Origin of the sequence: Kribbella solani (assembly GCF_014205295.1) — a bacterium.
GTDB lineage: Bacteria > Actinomycetota > Actinomycetes > Propionibacteriales > Kribbellaceae > Kribbella > Kribbella solani.
On the sequence record NZ_JACHNF010000001.1, the window covers coordinates 185,715 to 201,112 of the forward strand.

The 15,398-nt window shown below is 68.7% G+C and carries 17 protein-coding genes; 13 read left to right on the forward strand and 4 right to left on the reverse strand.

Annotated features, from left to right (window positions below; translation table 11 throughout):
• Positions 1-93: 93 nt before the first annotated feature.
• A complete protein-coding gene (gene nucS, locus HDA44_RS00860) occupies positions 94-753 on the reverse strand; it encodes an endonuclease NucS (RefSeq protein ID WP_184830486.1) in 660 nt (219 codons plus the stop codon).
• A 74-nt stretch (positions 754-827) separates the two neighbouring features.
• Between nucS and HDA44_RS00865 the strand changes: the two genes are divergently transcribed.
• From HDA44_RS00865 to HDA44_RS00885, 5 genes are all read left to right on the forward strand, one after another.
• Positions 828-1,151, forward strand: a complete 324-nt coding sequence (locus tag HDA44_RS00865; RefSeq protein WP_184830487.1) for a hypothetical protein — start codon at positions 828-830, stop codon at positions 1,149-1,151.
• Positions 1,148-2,038, forward strand: a complete 891-nt coding sequence (locus HDA44_RS00870) for a class I SAM-dependent methyltransferase (protein WP_184830488.1) — start codon at positions 1,148-1,150, stop codon at positions 2,036-2,038. Before HDA44_RS00865 ends, HDA44_RS00870 begins: the two co-directional genes overlap by 4 nt.
• A 72-nt stretch (positions 2,039-2,110) precedes the next feature.
• Positions 2,111-3,886 (forward strand): 3-hydroxyacyl-CoA dehydrogenase family protein, encoded by a 1,776-nt coding sequence (locus HDA44_RS00875; protein ID WP_184830489.1) that lies wholly within the window; start codon positions 2,111-2,113, stop codon positions 3,884-3,886.
• Positions 3,887-3,934: 48 nt separating this feature from the next.
• Entirely contained in the window at positions 3,935-4,282 is a 348-nt protein-coding gene (locus HDA44_RS00880; RefSeq protein WP_184830490.1) for a hypothetical protein, read from the forward strand.
• Positions 4,279-5,403, forward strand: coding sequence for a zeta toxin family protein (locus tag HDA44_RS00885; RefSeq protein ID WP_184830491.1), 1,125 nt, complete (start codon positions 4,279-4,281; stop codon positions 5,401-5,403). The genes HDA44_RS00880 and HDA44_RS00885 overlap by 4 nt, the downstream gene beginning before the upstream one ends.
• A gap of 23 nt (positions 5,404-5,426) precedes the next feature.
• Here the strand turns inward: HDA44_RS00885 and HDA44_RS00890 are convergent, their stop codons facing one another.
• Positions 5,427-6,209: a phytanoyl-CoA dioxygenase family protein gene (locus HDA44_RS00890; protein WP_184830492.1), complete on the reverse strand. Its 783-nt coding sequence runs from the start codon at positions 6,207-6,209 to the stop codon at positions 5,427-5,429.
• Positions 6,210-6,259: 50 nt separating this feature from the next.
• On the opposite strand from HDA44_RS00890, the gene HDA44_RS00895 reads away from it, so the two are divergent.
• The 4 genes from HDA44_RS00895 to HDA44_RS00910 are packed head-to-tail and all read left to right on the forward strand — an operon-like array spanning position 6,260 to position 9,570.
• Positions 6,260-7,057, forward strand: a complete 798-nt coding sequence (locus HDA44_RS00895; RefSeq protein WP_184830493.1) for a helix-turn-helix domain-containing protein — start codon at positions 6,260-6,262, stop codon at positions 7,055-7,057.
• A gap of 10 nt (positions 7,058-7,067) precedes the next feature.
• Positions 7,068-7,925 carry an ABC transporter substrate-binding protein gene (locus HDA44_RS00900; RefSeq protein ID WP_184830494.1) on the forward strand — a complete coding sequence of 286 codons (858 nt, stop codon included), beginning with the start codon at positions 7,068-7,070 and terminating at the stop codon, positions 7,923-7,925.
• Entirely contained in the window at positions 7,922-8,812 is an 891-nt protein-coding gene (locus tag HDA44_RS00905) for an amino acid ABC transporter permease (RefSeq protein ID WP_337905572.1), read from the forward strand. The genes HDA44_RS00900 and HDA44_RS00905 overlap by 4 nt, the downstream gene beginning before the upstream one ends.
• Positions 8,809-9,570, forward strand: a complete 762-nt coding sequence (locus HDA44_RS00910; RefSeq protein ID WP_184830495.1) for an amino acid ABC transporter ATP-binding protein — start codon at positions 8,809-8,811, stop codon at positions 9,568-9,570. Before HDA44_RS00905 ends, HDA44_RS00910 begins: the two co-directional genes overlap by 4 nt.
• Position 9,571: 1 nt before the next feature.
• Here HDA44_RS00910 and HDA44_RS00915 read toward each other — a convergent pair whose 3' ends face one another.
• Both HDA44_RS00915 and HDA44_RS00920 read right to left on the reverse strand, forming a co-directional pair.
• Positions 9,572-10,219: a LuxR C-terminal-related transcriptional regulator gene (locus HDA44_RS00915; protein ID WP_184830496.1), complete on the reverse strand. Its 648-nt coding sequence runs from the start codon at positions 10,217-10,219 to the stop codon at positions 9,572-9,574.
• On the reverse strand, positions 10,171-11,469 hold the full coding sequence (locus tag HDA44_RS00920; RefSeq protein ID WP_184830497.1) for a sensor histidine kinase: 1,299 nt from the start codon (positions 11,467-11,469) through the stop codon (positions 10,171-10,173). The genes HDA44_RS00915 and HDA44_RS00920 overlap by 49 nt, the downstream gene beginning before the upstream one ends.
• A 189-nt stretch (positions 11,470-11,658) precedes the next feature.
• Here HDA44_RS00920 and HDA44_RS00925 point away from each other — a divergent pair, with 189 nt between their 5' ends.
• From HDA44_RS00925 to HDA44_RS00940, 4 genes are all read left to right on the forward strand, one after another.
• Positions 11,659-12,684, forward strand: coding sequence for a fatty acid desaturase family protein (locus tag HDA44_RS00925; protein ID WP_184830498.1), 1,026 nt, complete (start codon positions 11,659-11,661; stop codon positions 12,682-12,684).
• A gap of 113 nt (positions 12,685-12,797) precedes the next feature.
• Positions 12,798-14,192 (forward strand): M28 family peptidase, encoded by a 1,395-nt coding sequence (locus HDA44_RS00930; RefSeq protein WP_184830499.1) that lies wholly within the window; start codon positions 12,798-12,800, stop codon positions 14,190-14,192.
• Positions 14,193-14,222: 30 nt separating this feature from the next.
• A complete protein-coding gene (locus HDA44_RS00935; RefSeq protein ID WP_184830500.1) occupies positions 14,223-14,516 on the forward strand; it encodes a hypothetical protein in 294 nt (97 codons plus the stop codon).
• A gap of 23 nt (positions 14,517-14,539) precedes the next feature.
• On the forward strand, positions 14,540-15,331 hold the full coding sequence (locus tag HDA44_RS00940; RefSeq protein WP_184830501.1) for an alpha/beta fold hydrolase: 792 nt from the start codon (positions 14,540-14,542) through the stop codon (positions 15,329-15,331).
• The last annotated feature ends 67 nt before the right edge of the window (positions 15,332-15,398 follow it).

Sequence of the window (15,398 nt, forward strand, 5' to 3'; positions counted from 1 at the left end):
CCAGCGGTCCAAGACAAAGGATCTGCCCGAAATCGGGCAAATTCCCTGCTTTGTCAGGAGTTGAACGGCCGTTTAGAACAGCCCCAGTACTTCTTAGAACAGGCGCAGGACGTCCGACTCCATCCCGCGGAGCGCGTCGTAGTCCACGGTCAGGCACTCCAGCCCGCGATCCGTGGCCAGGAACTGTGCCTGCGGCTTGATCAGCTGCGCCGCGAAGATCCCGCGGACCGGCGCCAGCAGCGGGTCGCGGTTGAGCAGTTCCACGTACCGGGTCAGCTGCTCGACGCCGTCGATCTCGCCGCGGCGCTTGATCTCCACCGCGACATGCTTGCCGTCGGCATCACGCAGCAGCAGGTCGACCGGCCCGATCGCGGTCGGGTACTCACGGCGTACCAGCGTCCAGCCGTCGCCGAACGTGTGTACGTGCTCCGCGAGCAGCTCCTGCAGGTGCGCCTCGACCCCGTCCTTGATCAGACCAGGGTCCGTACCCAACTCGTACACGGTGTCGCCGTGCACCTCCTGGAGCGTGATCCGCAGCTCCTCACCGGCCTTGTTGGTGACGCTCCAGACGCCGTCCTCCTCGGTGAGTTTGCACGGCGGCGACATCCAGTTCAGCGGTTTGTACGACCCGCCGTCGGCGTGGATCAGGACCGACCCGTCCGCCTTCACCATCAGCAGCCTCGGCGCCATCGGCAGATGAGCCGTCAGCCGCCCCGAATAGTCGACAGAACACGTAGCAATGACCAAGCGCACGAGAAAGCACCGTAGTGCACATCGTGGCCGGAACCTATGTCGCCCGGCCGGGGTGAGGTGGCAGGGTGGTGATCATGATGCCGAAGGTGAGCGAGGCGGCGATCGCCGAGTACGACCTGGTCGCGGCCGGGCTGGCGGCCGCCGGGGTGGTGCGCGGCTCGATGATGGGGATGCCGTGCCTGAAGATCGGCCGGAAGATGCTCGCCGGGATGTTCGGTGACGCGATGACGTTCAAGCTGCCACCGGAGCCGCGGGCGCGGGCGCTCGCGCTGCCCGGCGCGGAGTTGTTCGACCCGGGGATGGGCAGGCAGATGAAGGAGTGGGTAGTGATCCCGCTCGCGGAGTCCGGCGTCTGGCCCGAGTACGCGGAGGCCGCCTTGGAGTACGTGGCGCCATGAACCTGATGTGCCCGGCCCGGATTCTGCTGCTGCCCGGTGACATCCAGGACGCGACGATCGGTGAGCGGGTCGCGCAGGTGTACGCCGGGCCGTTCGAGGCGGCGGCGGGATCGCGGCTGGCGGACGTGCTCGGCGTCAAGCTGACCGTCGTACCCGAGCTGACCCAGCGGCCCGACGCCGAGCTGCAGGCGATCGCTGACCTGCACCGCGGCGAGACGGTGGTGGTGCTCGGGCTGGATCTCGGCCTCAAACTCCCCGCCACCGTCGAACACACCGGCGACGGCTGGAGCCGCGTACCCACCGACAACGAGCTGACCCTCGCCTCGTACGAGCAGGCGGCGACCAAGTTCCGCGACTCGATCCCGAAGCAGCCGAGCCCGGCGCTCGCGCACCTGATGGACCTGCTCGCCGAACGGGCCGGCGCGGGCGCGCGGGTGCTCGAGCTCGGCAGCGGCACCGGCGCCGGCGCACTCGAACTGGAGCGGCGTGGTCTACAGGTACGACGTACCGATGCCGCCGCGTCGTTCGTCGACATGATGCACGCCGATGGTCAGGCCGCGGATCGGCTGGACGCACTCGCGGACGAGTTGGGCGGTCCGTACGCGGCCGTGTACGCGAGCGCGGTCTTCCTGCATTTCGATCGCGCGCAGCTGGCCGGCGTACTGAAGAAGGCCGTGCGGGCGGCGCCGATCCTGGCGTTCACGACCCGCGAGGGCACCGGCGAGGAGTGGTCGAACCGCGTCCTGGACCTGCCGCGGCACTTCGTTCTGTGGCAGGAGGAGCCGCTGCGCGCGCTGCTCGCCGAGACCGGCTGGCGGGTCGACCACCTGACCCGGGCGGACGGCAGCCGCGGTACCTGGTTCCAGGTACTGGCGGTCCGTGGTTGATGGGTGTGAGGTTGGCCTCGGCGGTGACACAGCTCATGGGCGGACCACCGCCCGGACTGGCATAGTGCGAGCATGGCTCGGGAACTGACGACGGTGGGTGTGGTGGGTCTCGGCACGATGGGCGCCGGGATCGCCGAGGTGTTCGCGCGGCACGGGCTGACCGTGGTCGGCGTCGAGCGGGACGAGGAAGCCGTGGCCCGCGGCCGCGGACACATCCAGCACTCGACCGACCGGGCGGTGAAGCGCGGCAAGCTGTCGGTCGAGGACCAGGACGCGCTGTTCGGCCGGGTCACGTTCGCGACCTCGATGGAGGCGCTCGCGGACTGCGACCTGGTGATCGAGGCGGTGGTCGAGCGGCTCGAGCTGAAGCGCGAGATCTTCGGCGCGCTGGACAAGATCGTCCGCGCGGACGCGATCCTGGCCACGAACACGTCGTCGTTGTCGGTGACCGAGATCTCGGTCGCCACGCAGCGGCCGCGGCGCGTGGTCGGCATGCACTTCTTCAACCCGGCTCCGGTGCAGGAGTTCGTCGAGGTGATCAAGACCGTCGTCACCGAGCCGGACGTGGTCGACGACGTCCAGGCGCTGGCGCGCCGGCTCGACAAGGTACCGGTGGTGGCCGCCGACCGGGCCGGGTTCATCGCGAACGCGCTGCTCTTCGGGTACCTGAACCACGCGGTGTCGATGGTCGAGTCCCGGTACGCCACCCGCGAGGACGTCGACGCGGCGATGCGGCTCGGCTGTGGGTACCCGATGGGTCCGTTGGCGTTGCTCGACCTGATCGGGCTGGACACGACGTACGAGATCCTGGACACGATGTACAAGCAGGGCCGGAACCGGTTGCACGCGCCGGCGCCGATCCTCAAGCAGATGGTCACCGCGGGGCTGCTCGGGCGGAAGACCGGTCGCGGCTTCTACACGTACGAAGCGCCGGATTCGCCGGTCGTGGTGGACGACGAGAACACGCCGTCGGTACCGGCCGAGGCGCCGGCCGTACGCCCGGTCAAGCAGGTCGGCGTGGTCGGCTCCGGGACGATGGCGGTCGGCATCGTCGAGGTGTGCGCGAAGGCCGGGTACGACGTGCTGTACGTTGCCCGCGGCACCGAGAAGGTGGATCGGGTCCGGGCCACGCTGGAGCGCTCGCTGGAGAAGGGCGTACAGCGCGGCAAGCTGTCCAGCGAGGAGCGGGACGCCGCGCTGCGCCGCGTGACCGGTACGGCCAAACTGGACGATCTTGCCTCCGTCGACCTGGTGATCGAGGCCGTGGTCGAGGAGCTGAGCGTCAAGCAGGCGCTGTTCGAGAGCTTCGACGAGATCTGCAAGCCGGGCGCGATTCTGGCCACGACCACTTCGTCGTTGCCGGTGATCGACCTGGCGATGGCGACGAAGCGGCCGGCCGACGTGATCGGGCTGCACTTCTTCAACCCGGCGCCGGTGATGCAGCTGGTCGAGGTGGTCAGTACGGTCGCCACCGCGCCGGACGTCGCGGACACCGCCGCTGCCGTGGCAGTTGCCGCAGGCAAGCATCCGGTACGGTGCGGGGACCGGGCCGGGTTCATCGTGAACGCGCTGCTGTTCCCGTACCTGAACGACGCGGTCCGGATGCTGGAGGCGCACTACGCCGGGGTCGACGACATCGACGCCGCGATGAAGCTCGGTTGCCGGCTGCCGATGGGTCCGTTCGAGCTGCTGGACGTGGTCGGGCTGGACGTGTCGCTCGCGATCCAGCGCACCCTGTACCTGGAGTTCCGCGAGCCCGGTTTCGCGCCCGCGCCGCTCCTCGAGCATCTCGTCACCGCCGGCTACCTGGGTCGCAAGACCAGCAGAGGCTTCCGCGACTACGCCTGATCCAGGTAGGTTTTGCTGCTCACTCAGTAACATTGGGAGGGAGCGGCGTTGCCTGGTGACGCGGAGGGGCGCAAGCACATCACGGCGGCGCTCGGTGGGCGGGCACTCGCGCCGCTGAGCGCCGAGGAACGGATCGAGCGGGAACAGGTCCGCGACCTGATCCAGGCCGTTGCCTCCTGCTACAACAGTCTGGTCAGCCGGGCCGCCGGCCGCGAAGTGACGAATCCGGACGCCGAGGGCGCCGGGGACCGGGACGATGAGGCGCTGGCGGCGCGGCTCGCGTTCTACGACGGCGAGTTCCGGCGCCGGGACTCGATGACCGCGTTCGAGCGAGCCGAGGTGATCCGCCGCTACCCGGACCTGCTGGCCGAACTGCGCGCCGAGCTGGACCGATGAGCGCCGGACCTTCGGGCCGAAGCTCCGGAACAGGCCACGATCCAGCCCTGACCCTGGCCGAGGAGGCGGCGGTCCGTAACCGGCGGCTCAGCCAGATCACCCCACGGGTGGTGCCGATCCGGCTGCCCGGGCAGCGCCCGTTCCTGCTCGTGATCGGCGGTCAGCCGGCGGCCGGCAAGTCGACCATCCAGGAGCTGATCCAGGCCGCGCTGGGCAGCGACCGGGTGGCGGTGTACGACCGCGACGACGATCCGCCGGCGCATCCACGCTTCGACGCGAACATGCGCGCGAACGGGCTCGGCGGCAATCTCGTGATCGCGCAGAGCCTGCCGGAGGACCTGCGCGACCACCTGCTGGACAATCTTCGGGCCCAGCAGTGCGACGTGATCGCCAGCAGTCCGCTGCAGTCGGAAGCGGCCACCGACTTCTGGGTGGACGGCTTCCGCCCGCACGGGTACCGGATGGCGGCCGTGTTCATCGCCACCAACGAGGCCAACAGCCTGCTCGGGATGGCGGACCGGTATCAGCGGTCGAAGGACACGGTCGGGTTCGGGCGGTGGCTGGCGAAGCAACTTCATGACAACGCCTTCGCCGGGATGCCCGACGCGGCACACGCGGCCGAGATCTTCGCCAAGTTCGACGACATCTACGTGGTCGACCGCGACGGCAACGTGCTGTACGAGAACCATCGCGACGACCTCGGCCTGATGCCGCCACCGCACGGTGCCCGGCAGACGATCCTCGACGAACGCGACCGCCCACCGACGCCCGCCGAGAACGAGTACTTCCTCAGCACCGCCACGCCGCTGCTCAACCGCACCGATCTGGAACCTCCGGTGCGGCACGTGGTCGAGACCGCGATGCGGTTGCACAGTGCCCGGCCGGCGCCGCAAACCCTGAACCGGGGGCAGGAGAACCGGCTTGATCGCCGCCTGATGGAGCTGCACCGGATGACCAATTCGGGGCTGCTCGTCCCGACCAGCATCCCGCGCCAACCGAACCCGAACAGCCCCGGCAGCACTGGTCAGGCGCCAGGCCCGGACGGCGGGCGCACCCGCCCGGTGCCGGGCAATGAGTCGCAGGTCCGGGGGACGCCGGGCCACGAGCCCCGGGGTCGCTGACGCGAGCCTTCGGCTGCCGGTGGTTACGGCTCCATTTGTGCGTAGTCGCCGCAGGGGCCGCCGCCGATGGCTTCGGGGAGGACGGTTTCGCGGCGGTCGGGGCGGATCAGGGGGTTGTAGAAGGCGGCGATCTCGACGCTGTCCTCGGGGATGTAGTGGAAGATCAGGGCGCGGCGGAAGCGGTCCGCGGTGGTGTTCGGGCGGGAGCCGTGGACGACGCTGCCGTGGAAGAACAGCACGTCGCCGGCCTTCATCTTGGTCTGCACCCGGCTCAGGCCGGCCGGTACCGGGACCTCCGCGTTGGTGAAGGACTCAGTCAGGTCGGCCGGCTCCGGGCAGAGCAGGTCGGTGCGGTGCGAGCCGGGTACGACCGCGAGCCCGCCGTTGTCCGCGTCCACGTCGTCGACGGCGATCCACGCCGCCAGGCAGGTCTCGGGATCGGCGCGCAGGAACGTGTTGTCCTGGTGCAGCGCCTGGCCGCGGGCGCCCGGCGGCTTGAAGTAGAACATCGACTGGGCCCCGAGCGCGGGCCCGATCAGGGCCTGGACGACATCGAGGATCCGGCTGTCGAGCATCAGCTCCAGCGCGACCTTCCCGGCGTCGGTGTCGGTCCGCCGGTGCGGGTGTACGAACCGCGGGTACTTGGCCAGCGGATCGTCGTCGGGTACGCCGTCGTCGATCGCGAGCGAATGGTCCACCGCGACCTGCTCCATGAAGACGGTCCGGACCCGCTCGACCTCGGCCGGATCGAGCAGCTGGGGAACCTGGACGATGCCGTCCTGCTGGTAAACGTCGACAACTGTCATGCCTTCAGGATGCGGCGTACCGCGGCCGGCGAACGATAGTCTATCGAGCTGTGAACCTTCGATATCCTGCTGAGTCGCCACACCCGGCCGTACGCCGGCTGGTGACCGGTGAGTTCGACGAAGGGCCTGAGTACGCGACCTATCGGCACCGCGGTACGACCGACTGGCTGCTCGTTCACACGCTCGCCGGACAGGGAAGATTCGGTCAGATCCCCGCGCCGCCCGGCAGCGTCACGCTGACCCGTCCGGGCGTTCTGCACGACTACGCCACGGTCGGTGACCGCTGGCAGTTCCTGTACGCGCATGTGAACCCGAAACCGGACTGGCTGCCACTGCTGGACTGGCCGGAAGTTGCTCCGGGCATCGTTCAACTGCATCCGGCCAGGCCCACTTTCGATCGCATCACCGAGCACCTGCGCGACGCCGTACGCCACCAGCACAGCGTGCTCCCGCAGGCCGAGCAGCTGAGCGCGAACTCGCTCGAGGCCGCGCTGCTCTGGTGCGACACGCAGAACCCGAAGGCGGTCCAGATCGACGACCGGCTGTTGCGGGCGATCGAGCTGATCGACCAGGACCTGACCGCGACGCTGGACGTCCCGCGGCTGGCCCGCGCGGTCAATCTCTCCGTCTCCCGGTTCGCGCACCTGTTCCGCGAGCAGCTCGGCGTGGGCCCGCAGCAGTTCGTCGAACGCCGCCGCCTCGACGCCGCCGCCCGCCTACTGGAACTCACGAGCCGCTCAGTCGCCTCAGTCGCCACTGCCGTCGGGTACGCCGATCCGCTGTACTTCTCGACGCGCTTCCGTCTGCACACTGGATCGAGCCCCACCGCGTACCGGCGGAGGACTTAGCATTCTCCGCATGAGAACGCGTGCGGTGGTGGGCCTGGCGGTGGTGGCTCTGGTGGGGTTGGGTGCGTGCGCACCGGAGGAAAGCTCGTCCGGTTCGGCGGCGACGCCTTCGGGCGCGGCGGATTGTGCCAAGGACAAGCTGGCGGTCAAGACGGCCGGGGCGTTGACGGTCGGAACCGACAAGCCGGCGTACGAGCCGTGGTTCAGCGGGAATGACCCGAGTAACGGCAAGGGGTACGAGTCGGCCGTCACCTATGCGGTGGCGAAGAAGCTCGGGTTCGAGGCGGCCGACGTGAAGTGGCTGACGGTCCAGTTCAACACTGCCTTCGCGCCTGGACCGAAGGCGTTCGACCTGGACGTGAACCAGGTCTCGATCTCGGCGGATCGGGGCAAGGCGGTCGACTTCTCGTCCGGGTACTACGACGTCCGCCAGACCGTGATCACCACCGCGGGCAGCAAGATCGCGAACGCCAAGACCGTGGCCGAGCTGGCGGACGCGAAACTCGGTGCTCAGGTGGGTACGACGAGTTACACCGATCTTCGTGACATCGTGAAGCCGAAGCAGACCCCGGCCGTTTTCGACACCAACGACCTGGCCGTGCAGGCGCTGAAGAACAAGCAGATCGACGGCATCGTGGTGGACCTGCCGACCGCGTTCTACATGACCGGGGCGCAGCTCGACAACGGCAAGATCGTCGGCCAGCTGCCGTCCAGCGGTAAGGCGGAGCAGTTCGGCTTCGTGCTGGCGAAGGGCTCGAAGCTGACCGGTTGTGTTTCGCAGGCGGTCGACGCGCTGAAGTCGGACGGCACGCTGGCCAACCTGCAGAAGCAGTACCTGACCGGGTCCGGCGCACCCGAACTCTCGTGACCGAGCAAACGAGGCCGGCCAAGCAAACCGGGCCAAGCAGCGAGTGGCAACCGTCGGCGCTTCAGCGGGAGCGGATCGCGTACCGCGGCCGGCAGGCGCGGCGATCGACCCTGATCGCCGCGGTCAGCTCGGTGATCCTGCTCGCGCTGGTCGTCGTCGGCGTCACCTCGACGCCCGGCTGGCCACGGGTCCGGGAGACGTTCTTCGACGTCCATCGCGGCTGGGAAGCACTCCCGGTAGTTGCCCAGGGCCTCTGGCTGAACGTCCGGGTGATGCTGGTCTGCGCGGTCCTGATCGTGGTGATCGGGATGACGCTGGCCATCATGCGTACGCTGCGCGGCCCGATCTTCTTCCCGCTGCGGGTGTTCGCGGCGGCGTACACGGATGTGTTTCGCGGCCTGCCGCTCTTGCTGGTGATCTTCCTGCTCGGTTTCGGCGTACCGGCACTGCAGTTGCGGGGGCTGCCCAACCAGGCGGTGATCTGGGGCGGCGCGGCGCTCGTGCTGACGTACTCCTCGTACGTCGCCGAGGTGTTCCGGGCCGGGATCGAGTCGGTGCATCCGTCCCAACGGGCCGCGGCGCGCTCACTCGGCCTGACGTACCGGCAGACCCTGCGCTTCGTCGTCCTGCCGCAGGCCGTACGCCGGGTACTTCCGCCGCTACTGAACGATTTCGTCAGCCTGCAAAAGGACTCCGGCCTGATCGCCGTACTGGGCGTGATCGACGCGATCCGGGCGGCCCAGCTGGAAACGGCGATCGACTTCAACTTCACACCGTACGTAGTGGCCGGACTGCTCTTTGTCGCGCTGACGATCCCGTTGACGCGACTGACCGATTACGTGGCCCGCAAACAAGGCTGGTACGGCGGGGGAGGCGGACCGGTATGACCAACTTGCTGAGCATCCGCGGCGTACGCAAGGCGTACGGCGACAACCTGGTTCTTGACGGTTTCGACCTGGAAGTCGCGGCGGGGGAGTGCGTCGTCCTGATCGGGGCGTCCGGCTCCGGGAAGTCGACGCTGTTGCGCTGCGTGAACCTGCTCGAAACCGTCGACGACGGCGTGGTCGAGCTGGCCGGCGACGACATCACCGATCCGCGCGTCGACGCGGACAAGGTACGGTCCGGGATCGGGATCGTCTTCCAGTCGTACAACCTGTTTCCGCATCTGAGTGTGCTGGACAACATCACGCTGGCTCCGATCCGCGTACACAAGGTGCCGCGGGACACCGCACGGGCCCGCGCGCTGCAGATGCTGGAGCGGGTCGGCCTCGCGAACAAGGCGGCGGCGCGGCCGGACGAGTTGTCCGGCGGTCAGCAGCAGCGGGCCGCGATCGCCCGCGCGATGGTCAACTCACCGCAGCTGTTGCTGCTCGACGAGGTCACCTCGGCGCTCGACCCGGAGCTCGTCGGCGAGGTGCTCGATCTGCTCCGCGAGCTGAAGTCCGAGGGGATGACGATGCTCGTCTGTACCCACGAGATGGGCTTCGCCCGCGACGTCGCCGATCAGGTCTGCTTCCTGCACCGCGGCCGCCCGCTGGAAATCGGTCCGCCCGCGCAGGTCCTGGAGAACCCACGCGAGCCGCGGACCCGCGAGTTCCTGAGCCGGATCCGGACCGGCACCTTCGCGCGGCGCGACGACAGGTAGGTCAGCGGGACGACAGGTAGGTAAGGACCGCCATCACGCGGCGGTTGTCGTCCTCGGACGGCGGCAGGTCGAGCTTGGCGAAGATGTTGTTGGTGTGCTTGCTGACCGCCTTCTCGGTGACGAACAGCGCGGCGGCGATGGCCGCGTTCGACCTGCCTTCGGCCATCAGGCCGAGCACCTCGGACTCGCGTGGCGTGAGCCGGCTGACCGGTGAGTCCTTGGTGTTGCGGGCGAGCAGCTGACCGATCACGTCCGGGTCCATCGCGGTACCACCACCGGCGACGCGGCGGACGGCGTCCAGGAACTCGGCGACGTTCGAGACCCGGTCCTTGAGCAGGTACCCGACGCCGCCACCGCCGCCGGTGAGCAACTCCCGGGCGTACAGCTGCTCGACGTACTGGGAAAGGACCAGGATCGGCAGGCCGGGGACCTGGCCGCGGGCGTCGATGGCGGCCCGCAGGCCCTCGTCGGTGAACGTCGGTGGCAGCCGGACGTCCACCACCGCGACGTCCGGCCGGTGCTCCACCAGCGCGGGCACCAGCCGGGGTCCGTTGTCGACCGCCTCGACGACCTCGAAGTCGTGCGCCTCCAGCAGGCGGATCAGGCCGTCCCGGAGGAGGGCGTGGTCTTCAGCGATGAGGACTCGCAAGGCAGCTCCATGATCACGGTGGTCGGCCCGGCGTTCGGGCTCACCACGGTCAACGTACCGTCGAAGGCGGCCAGCCGCCGTTCGATACCGTACAGACCGCCACCGGGCTTGATCGAGGCACCTCCCACGCCGTCGTCGCCGACGATCATGTGCAGCTTCTCGTCCTCGTGCGTGATCTGGATCCAGGCGTTCGTCGCGGCCGAGTACTTGACCGCGTTCGCGAGGCATTCGGCGACCGCGAAGTACGCCGCCGACTCGACCGGAGCGGCCGGCCGGCCGGGTACGTCGAAGGTGACGTCGACCTTGAACGGGCAGGTCAGCGCGAGCGCCTTGACCGCACCCTCGAGCCCGCGGTCGGCGAGCACCGGCGGGTGGATGCCGCGGACCAGGTCACGCAGCTCGGACAGCGCTGTGCTGGCCGACTCCCGCGCCTCGGTCAGCAGCGCCGCCGCCTGGGCCGGGTCGCGGGCCACCATCTCCTCGGCCATCCCGAGGTTCATGCTCAGGGCCGCCAGCCGGGCCTGGGCGCCGTCGTGCAGGTCCCGCTCGATCCGGCGCAGCTCGGCCGCCTGGGTGTCGACCGTCTCGGCCCGGGACTCGGCCAGCTCCTGGACCCGCATCGCCAGCTTGGCGCTCTCGGTCGGGCCGAGCAGCGAGCGGGCCATGAACGCGTTCGCCTTCAGCAGCCGCTCGCCGGCCGCCTGCCAGATCAGGAACGCGAGGAGCGCCACCGGCATCAGCAGGAAGCTGGTGCCGAAGTTCACCGTGAACAGGCCGCCGAACGGCTCGGTGAACACGCCCTCCGGGGTGACCCCGACCAGCAGCGGGTAGACCAGGTAGAACAGCGTGGCCAGGAACAGCACCGCGCTCAGCAGGCAGAGCGTGAAGCCGAAGACCGCGTTCACCAGTAGCCAGATCAGGTCCCGCCAGGTCTGCGGGTCGGTCATGATGGTCCGGATCCGCATCAGCATGCCGGGCATCGGTGGCTGCTTGTACGGCCGCGGGATCCGCTCGCCGAGGAAGCCGGCCAGCATCGTCCGGTGGCAGTTCGCGTACCAGCGGGTGGTCGGCACGACCACGAGCAGTAGCGGGATGCCGACCCAGACCGCGATCAGCGGCACGGACACCACGCCGAGCACGAACAGCGCGATCCCGAGCTCGGCCAGGATGGCGAGGAACAGCGCGATCCAGGGCTGCGCGAGCCGCGGGTACCGCATCGGCGGTGCCTCGGTGAGGGCGACGGTTGTCATGCCTCCATCATGACCCAGGGCCGTCCCGGGCTCAGGGGAGTTAACTCCACCGCGGCCCGGGCCTCAGCTCCCCGATCACTCCGGGTAGTAGCACTCATGTAATCGACGGTTATGGCGACGAGGCTTGATGCCGTACGCTGGCCGCGGCTGTACGCCTAGGCCCCCCACCGAACCCGAGACGAGGACCTGATGGCTCAGCCACCTGTGTTAGCTCCCCCTGCCCGCGGCAGTGATTTCTCGCCGCTGCTGCGCGAGATCAAGTCAGCCGGTTTGCTGGAGCGACGCACGGCCGCGTACGCGATGGCGATCGGGATCAACGTCGCCCTGATGGCTCTCACCTGGGCCGGGATCGCCGCGATCGGCGCCTCCTGGTGGGTACTGCTGCTCGCGCTTCCGCTGGGTGTCCTGACCACCCGCGCGGCGTTCTTCGGGCACGACGCGGGGCACCAGCAGATCGCCAGCTCGCGCAAGCTGCACGACTGGATCGGGATGCTGCATGGCAACCTGGTACTGGGCATGAGCTACGCCTGGTGGAACGACAAGCACAACCGGCACCACGCCAACCCGAACCACACCGACAAGGACCCGGACGTCGGCGAGGGCGTACTGGTCTGGACCCTTGAGCAGGCGTCCGGCCGGAAGGGCCTGGAGGGCTGGCTGACCCGGAACCAGGCGCGGATCTTCTTCCCGCTGCTGACCTTGGAGGGTTTCAACCTGAAGGTGTCGAGCATCCGCTTCCTGCTGGCCCGCAAGCGTGAGCAGAAGGTCGAGCTCGGGCTGATGGCGGCGCACTTGGTGCTGTACTTCACCGCGCTGTTCCTGATCCTGTCGCCGGCCCAGGCGCTGGTGTTCGCGCTGGTCCACCACATGATCTTCGGGCTGCACCTCGGCAGCGTGTTCGCGCCGAACCACAAGGGCATGGAGATGCCGGCCGACGACGTCAACTGGGGTCACCTGGAGAAGCAGGTGCTGACGTCCCGGAACGTGAACGGCGGTCTGGTGATCGACTGGATGATGGGCGGGCTGAACTACCAGATCGAGCACCACCTGTTCCCGAGCATGCCGCGGGCCAACCTGCGGTTCGCCCAGCCGATGGTCAAGGCGTACTGCGAGAAGATCGGAATGCCCTATCTTTCAACGGGTTTGATCGATTCGTACCGAATGGGGTTGCGCCACATGCACGAGGTCGGCGCCGAACTTCGCGCCCAGGCGTAGCAATTACCGGGTAACCCCTCGCAATCATGGGTTACCCCTAGGCGACTCAGTCGCACGTCGGTTACGGTCTGGGCCTCTCGGGGCCCGCCTACCTCTCTTGTGAGGAGACCTACATGACCGAACGATCCGGTCTGAGTCGCCGGGGACTGCTCGGCGCTGCCGCCGGCGTCACCGCCGCCACCGCACTGACCGCCGCCACGCCTGCCTGGGGTGTCGACGACCTTCGGCCCGGGGCGGTGAACAAGCCGAAGCTGGACAGGTACGACCGGGAGATCGTGTCCGGCCTGTCCTCCGACCGCGCGCTGCAGCACCTCCAGGTACTGTCCGAGCGGATCGGCCCGCGGATCGGCGGTACGGCGAGCGAGAAGCGCGCCGCCGACTACATCGCCGGGCAGCTGGACAAGTTCGGGTACCGGACCCGGCTCGAACCGTTCCCGGTGGCCGACAAGTTCCTGGCCCAGATCACCGACGTCCGCGGCATGCTGCCGGACGACATCTGCTGGCAGGCCGGCGCCGCGCCCGGCGGCAAGCTGGACGTGACCGTGGAAGGGCCGGTACGGGACGCCGGCCCGGCGAGCGCCCCGGTCTGGCCGGCCGACGTACGTGGCGCGATCGTGATCGCGGACGACACCGCGGCCGCGCGGCCGGCGTTCGTCGCGGACGCGGCCGCGCGTGGTGCGGTCGGCGTGATCCTGCTGCCGGCCGACCAGGTGTACCCGCGGCGCGCGTCGGCGTTCTCGCCGGCCGGGCTGACCGACGCGCCGATCCCGGTGATCGGCGTCGCGCAGGTGCAGAAGCGCCTGATCCGCGAGGCACTCGCCGTCGTCACCTCGCTGCCGTTGAAGATCAGTACCGCGGCGCACCGTGGCCTGATCTCGAACAACGTGATCGGCGAGCGGCGCGGCAAGTCGGGTACGAACGGCCCGATCGTGATGGTGAGCGGCCACTACGACTCGGTGATCGGCGCGCCGGGCGCGAACGACGACGGTTCCGGCACCGTGCTGACGATGGAACTGGCCCGCGTGTTCAGCCGCATCCCGACGAACGCGACGCTGCGGTTCGCGCTCTGGGGTTCGGAGGAGCAAGGCCTGATCGGCTCGCGGTATCACGTGGCGCAGCTCGCCCAGGACCAGCGCGACCGGTACCGGGCGGTGTTCCAGAACGACATGGTCGCGACCAGCTGGGACCCCGCGGTGACGTACTGGCTGCTGTCCTTCACCGGCCTCGCCAACGCCGCGACCGACTCGGTTCGGGGCGCCGGGCAACGACTCGGGTACGACGCGCAGCTGGTCGGCCCGGTGCAGCGTGGCGCGTCCGACCACCAGTCCTTCCAGGAGGTCGGGATCGCGTCGGCGAACTTCTCCTGGCGGGGCGAGATCGCGCCGTCGTACCTGGAACCGCCGTACCACTCGCCGGAGGACACGATCGCGAAGAACGTCAGCCTGGAACGTCTCCAGGTGTCGATGGAGCTGATCGGATGCGCCGCGTACGCGGTCGCCCGGCAGTGAGTTAACCGGTGCGGCTAGCCTTGAGGGGCTATGTCGCGCCGAAAGCCTTCCAAGTGGCAGCGGCCGGTCAGTGACCGGCCGCTGCTCGGTGGTACCCAGAACCGGGAGCGGAAGGCCGGTGGCGAGTGGATCGTCCGCCGCGTCTCCGGATCGGCGTCGGCGAAGTCGTACCGCTGTCCGGGATGTGACCAGCAGATCCTGCCCGGTACGCCGCATGTGGTGGTGTGGCCGGAGAACCCGAGTCTGCTCGGCGCGATCTCCGGCGGTCAGTCGCTGGACGAGCGCCGGCACTGGCATTCGGCTTGCTGGCAACGTAGTCACTGACTCGGTACTTGGAAGGTGTTTGGATGAAGCTCCCGGTGACTTCGTACGGCGAGTCCGGTACGCCGGTCGTGGTGATGCACGGCCTGTTCGGCTCCGGCCGGAACTGGATGACGGCCGCTCGCCGGCTCGCGGACCAGCACCGGGTGTACGCGTTCGACCTGCGTAATCACGGCGGTTCACCACACGTACCGACGATGAGTTACCCGGAGCTCGCCGACGATGTCCGCGAGACGATCGAGTCACTCGGTACCGGGCCGGTCGCGCTGGTCGGGCATTCGATGGGCGGCAAGACAGCGATGTACACGGCGCTGCGGTACCCGGCCGTGGTCGAGCGCTTGATCGTGGTCGACGCGGCACCGGTCGCGTACCCGCCGGCGTTCGTCGAGTACGCGAAGGCGATGCGCGCTGCGGACCTGTCCTCGGTCACTCGGCGCGCCGATGTCGACGCGCAGCTGGTCGAGGCCGTGCCGACGCCTGGTACGCGGGCGTTTCTGCTGCAGAACCTGATCATGGATGCCGACGGCGCGCGCTGGCGGCCGAACCTGCCGGTGATCGAATCGGCACTGCCAGCGATCTCCGGCTGGCCGGCCGAGGCGGCCGGGCTGACGTACGCCGGGCCGACGTTGTTCATCTACGGCGGCAAGTCGGACTACGTACGGCCGGTGCATCGTGCAACGATCGCCGAGTACTTCCCGAACGTCACGTACGCGGAGGTGCCGGAGGCCGGTCATTGGGTGCATGCGGAACGGCTTGATGACTTTCTTGCGGCGCTGAGACCCTTCCTCCCACGAAGTGGACAAGACAGCCTTCCATGATGTGGACAACGATGTCTTCCAGGACTTGGGCCAAACCGTGACCGTAATCCATTGACCTTCTGCCGAT

Coding starts and splice junctions, on each gene's coding strand:
- HDA44_RS00865 (WP_184830487.1), top strand. CDS start 828: ATGATGCCGAAGGTGAGCGAGGCGGCGATCGCCGAGTACGACCTGGTC.
- HDA44_RS00870 (WP_184830488.1), top strand. CDS start 1,148: ATGAACCTGATGTGCCCGGCCCGGATTCTGCTGCTGCCCGGTGACATC.
- HDA44_RS00875 (WP_184830489.1), top strand. CDS start 2,111: ATGGCTCGGGAACTGACGACGGTGGGTGTGGTGGGTCTCGGCACGATG.
- HDA44_RS00885 (WP_184830491.1), top strand. CDS start 4,279: ATGAGCGCCGGACCTTCGGGCCGAAGCTCCGGAACAGGCCACGATCCA.
- HDA44_RS00890 (WP_184830492.1), bottom strand. CDS start 6,209: ATGACAGTTGTCGACGTTTACCAGCAGGACGGCATCGTCCAGGTTCCC.
- HDA44_RS00900 (WP_184830494.1), top strand. CDS start 7,068: ATGAGAACGCGTGCGGTGGTGGGCCTGGCGGTGGTGGCTCTGGTGGGG.
- HDA44_RS00910 (WP_184830495.1), top strand. CDS start 8,809: ATGACCAACTTGCTGAGCATCCGCGGCGTACGCAAGGCGTACGGCGAC.
- HDA44_RS00920 (WP_184830497.1), bottom strand. CDS start 11,469: ATGACAACCGTCGCCCTCACCGAGGCACCGCCGATGCGGTACCCGCGG.
- HDA44_RS00925 (WP_184830498.1), top strand. CDS start 11,659: ATGGCTCAGCCACCTGTGTTAGCTCCCCCTGCCCGCGGCAGTGATTTC.
- HDA44_RS00930 (WP_184830499.1), top strand. CDS start 12,798: ATGACCGAACGATCCGGTCTGAGTCGCCGGGGACTGCTCGGCGCTGCC.
- HDA44_RS00935 (WP_184830500.1), top strand. CDS start 14,223: ATGTCGCGCCGAAAGCCTTCCAAGTGGCAGCGGCCGGTCAGTGACCGG.
- HDA44_RS00940 (WP_184830501.1), top strand. CDS start 14,540: ATGAAGCTCCCGGTGACTTCGTACGGCGAGTCCGGTACGCCGGTCGTG.